The organism is Pararhizobium sp. LjRoot255, assembly GCF_964252905.1.
Taxonomy (GTDB): Bacteria; Pseudomonadota; Alphaproteobacteria; order Rhizobiales; family Rhizobiaceae; genus Pararhizobium.
This window is the reverse complement of record NZ_CAXUPQ020000009.1, coordinates 1-3,691: the sequence shown is the minus strand read 5'-3', so window position 1 is coordinate 3,691 and position 3,691 is coordinate 1. Positions and strand designations below refer to the sequence as shown.

At 56.2% G+C, this 3,691-nt stretch carries 3 protein-coding genes; all 3 read left to right on the top strand.

Annotated features, from left to right (window positions below; genetic code table 11):
- Nucleotides 1–54 precede the first annotated feature (54 nt).
- Nucleotides 55–1,041 carry a LacI family DNA-binding transcriptional regulator gene (locus ACSQ2W_RS27260; RefSeq protein ID WP_436089290.1) on the top strand — a complete coding sequence of 329 codons (987 nt, stop codon included), beginning with the start codon at nucleotides 55–57 and terminating at the stop codon, nucleotides 1,039–1,041.
- A 91-nt stretch (nucleotides 1,042–1,132) separates the two neighbouring features.
- Complete coding sequence (locus ACSQ2W_RS27255; protein WP_436089289.1) at nucleotides 1,133–2,071, top strand: substrate-binding domain-containing protein; 939 nt, start codon at nucleotides 1,133–1,135, stop codon at nucleotides 2,069–2,071.
- An 81-nt stretch (nucleotides 2,072–2,152) separates the two neighbouring features.
- Nucleotides 2,153–3,691: sugar ABC transporter ATP-binding protein (locus ACSQ2W_RS27250; protein WP_436089288.1), on the top strand; the 1,539-nt coding region annotated here is incomplete at its 3' end.

Here is a 3,691-nt window from a genome sequence, read left to right as displayed (position 1 = left end):
CCTGGAGAGGGGTGCCAGCTTGGTGCGCGTCTCCAATCATATAGGTTAGCATTGATGTCAAAGCCTCCCACTGTCCGGGATGTCGCACGCCTATCCGGTGTCTCGACGGCTACCGTGTCGCGATATTTCTCTGGGAAGGCAGACTCCGTCTCTCCTCACAAGATCGAAAGCGTTCGACGCGCGGCCAAGACATTGGGCTATACCCCTTCTGAAATCGGCCGCTCGCTTCGCCTGTCTCAAAGTCGCGTCGTTATGATGCTGGTCCCGGACGCGACCAACCACTTCACGGCCGATGTCGCAGTATCGGTGGAAAGTGCTCTCAAAGAGATTGGGTTTTCGATGGTTCTCGCCAATACTGGCGAGAACGCCACACAGCAGGACAGGCTTCTTGCCGATGCACTAGGGCTCAGGGTTCGTGCAATCGTTCTGCAGGGGGCGATTGATACGCCGAAATTACGCGAACTGGCCGCCAGGCAAGACAATCTGATATTCGTGAACCGACGCCCGGCACAGGGAATTCTCGCACCATATGTCGGGATCGACAATTTCCAGGCTGGTCTAGCCGTTGGTCGCCACTTCGTCGAGCGGCGTTATACGAACTGCGTGGCCATTCATGGCCCACGACACTATTCCGGTAGCACCGCACGGCTCGACGGCTTCCTGGCGGGGCTCGGAGATGATGTAAAGGTTCTTCAATTCGAGAGCGCCTTTACGATGCAAGCTGGCTATGACTGTGCATCGCGCCTGCTCGAAGCGGACCCCAAGAAATATTCAATATTTTGCGCCAACGACATGATCGCCTATGGCGTCTACAGGGCGGCTTTCGAAAGGCACATGCATGTGCCCGAAGATTTGGTGGTCTGCGGTTTTGACGATAATCGCCTGAATGAATGGCTGGCGCCCTGGCTTACGACAGTAAAGGTTCCCGCCTTGGACTTTGGTCCGGCAATTGCGGAATTGATCGGCACCCGGCTTCCTGATGAAGCGCAGCCCAGAAACATCATTCTGCCTTTTACACTGCAGCTTAGACAATCAGCGTGATCGTCCGCAAGCCGTCCTTATTGGAGGAGGGCGGTCCGGGTAAACCTGGGTGCTTCCGGACACCCGACCAAGAAGAAGGGGAATGCCCGACATGAAGCGAATGATCATTGGAACTGCGATGATGGCACTTGCGGCCTCAGCTGCGCACGCCGGAGACATCGGCGTTACGATCTCCCACAGCGACTCGAACCTGGCGGTTCTGGTGCAGGGCATGAAGGACGAGGCCGCGAAGCTAAACCAGCCCCTGCAGATTGAATTTGCCGAAGGCGACGTCAACAAACAGCTATCGCAGGTGCAGAACTTCATCGCCGCCGGAGTCGATGCGATCGTCGTCAACACGGTGGAAACGTCGGCGACGCCGACGATGACGAAGATCGCTGCGGAGGCTGGCATTCCGCTTGTCTACGTCAACAACACGCCGAGCGACGTGAAGGAGCTCGGACCGAGGGCGGCGTTTGTCGGCTCGGACGAGTATGTTGCTGGCACTTTGCAAGCGCAGGAAGTCTGCCGTGTTCTGAAGGAACAGGGAAAGACGCAAGACGCAGGCATCCTCGTCATCCAGGGCATCCTGGCGAACGAGACGGCTGTGTTGCGCAGCAAGGCGGTTCATGACGTCGCAGCCAGGCCGGAATGCAACTTCATGAAGATCATCGATGAGCAGTCGGCCAACTGGGATCCGGTCAAGGCACAGGACTTGATGACGAACTGGATCACTGCGGGCTACAAGCCGGCCGCTGTGCTTGCAAACAACGACGAAATGGCCATCGGCGCCGTTAACTCGCTGAAGGCTGCCGGTTGGAACATGAAGGATGTCCTCGTCGCTGGCGTCGATGCGACAAAGGAAGCGATGCATTACATGCAAAATGGTGAGCTCCACGTCACCGTGTTCCAGGACGCGCTGGGGCAGGGCGCCGGCTCAGTCGACGCGGCCATCAAGCTTGCCAAGGGCGAGAACGTCGTATCGCCGATGTGGATACCCTACGAACTCGTGAACCCGGCAAACGTCGAGAAGTACCTCGCCAAGAACTGATCGCCGCTAACCTGCGGATATGCCTCCAAGGCACATCTGCAGCCAAAGCGTCTACGCTCATTAAGCAGAAGGTCGGCCAAGATGCAGAAAATCTCACCATCAACCGTCAAGGCGGTTCGGGAAAGCGGCGCCGTTCCAAACGCTGACTATCTCTTGGAAGTCAAAGACGTCCGCAAGGAGTTTGCGGGAAACGTTGCGCTGGATGATGTCTCTTTTCGTTTGAGGCGCGGCACCGTTCATGCCCTCATGGGCGAAAACGGCGCCGGGAAGTCGACGTTAATGAAAATCATTGCGGGCATTTACACCCCGGATGGGGGAGAGTTTTTTCTCAACGGTCTTCCCATTCGCCTCAGCAGCCCGCTGGATGCACTCGATAACGGTATCGCCATGATTCATCAGGAGCTCAATCTGATGAATCATATGACCGTTGCCGAAAATATCTGGATCAGGCGCGAGCCGAAGAATCGCTTTGGCCTCGTTGACCACAAGGAATTGCATAGCCGTACCTCCGAGCTTTTCGAGGAGTTGGGCATCGATCTGGATCCTGACGAGAAGGTCGGCCTGCTCTCGGTTGCCAATCGCCAGATGGTAGAAATTGCCAAAGCGGTTTCTTACGAGTCCGACGTCTTGATCATGGACGAGCCCACCTCGGCGCTCACCGAGCGCGAGGTCGAGCATCTTTTCCGTATTATCAAAACCCTCAGGGAACGTGGAAAAGGCATCATCTACATCACGCACAAGATGAACGAGCTCTTCGAGATCGCAGACGAAGTATCGATCTTCCGGGACGGCAAACACATCGCGACCAAGTTCGCGGACGAACTGACTCGGGAAGAGGTCATTCGCATGATGGTTGGGCGTGAGATCTCCCAAATGTTTCCCAAGGTTCCGGCAAAGATCGGGGACGTGGTCCTGAGTGTCCAAAACCTTTGTCTCAAGGGCGTTTTCGAGGACGTTTCATTTGAGCTTCGCTCAGGAGAAATTCTTGGGATTGCCGGGCTCGTCGGTGCCGGTCGCTCCAACATCGCCGAAACGATCTTCGGTGTTACGCCCGCGACTGCCGGCACGATCGAGATCAGAGGCAAGGCTGTCAATGTAAATTCTCCCGGCGTTGCAATGGAAAACGGAATGGCCTTTCTCACTGAAGACAGAAAGGAATCCGGCTGTTTCCTCCTGTTGGACATTCAACAGAATATGCAGATGGCAGCCCTGCACGGCGGATATGTACGCAACGGCTTTGTCGAGCAGAGGCGTCTGTCTGAAGAGTGCGAGACGATGAAGAACTCACTTAGGGTCAAGACGCCGGGAATGGACGAGAAGATCATGAATCTGTCCGGTGGAAATCAGCAAAAAGTATTGATCGGTCGCTGGCTGCTCACAAAGCCGAGCTTGCTCATCCTCGATGAACCTACCCGCGGTATCGACGTCGGTGCCAAAGCCGAGATCCACCGCATGATTTCGACACTCGCTGCCGAAGGCGTGGCCGTGATCATGATCTCGTCGGAACTTCCGGAAATTCTCGGAATGAGCGACCGTGTCATGACTGTCCGGCAAGGGCGTGTGTCCGGGATACTCGACCGGGCAGACGCCGACCAAGTCAAGATCATGGAGCTCGCAGCC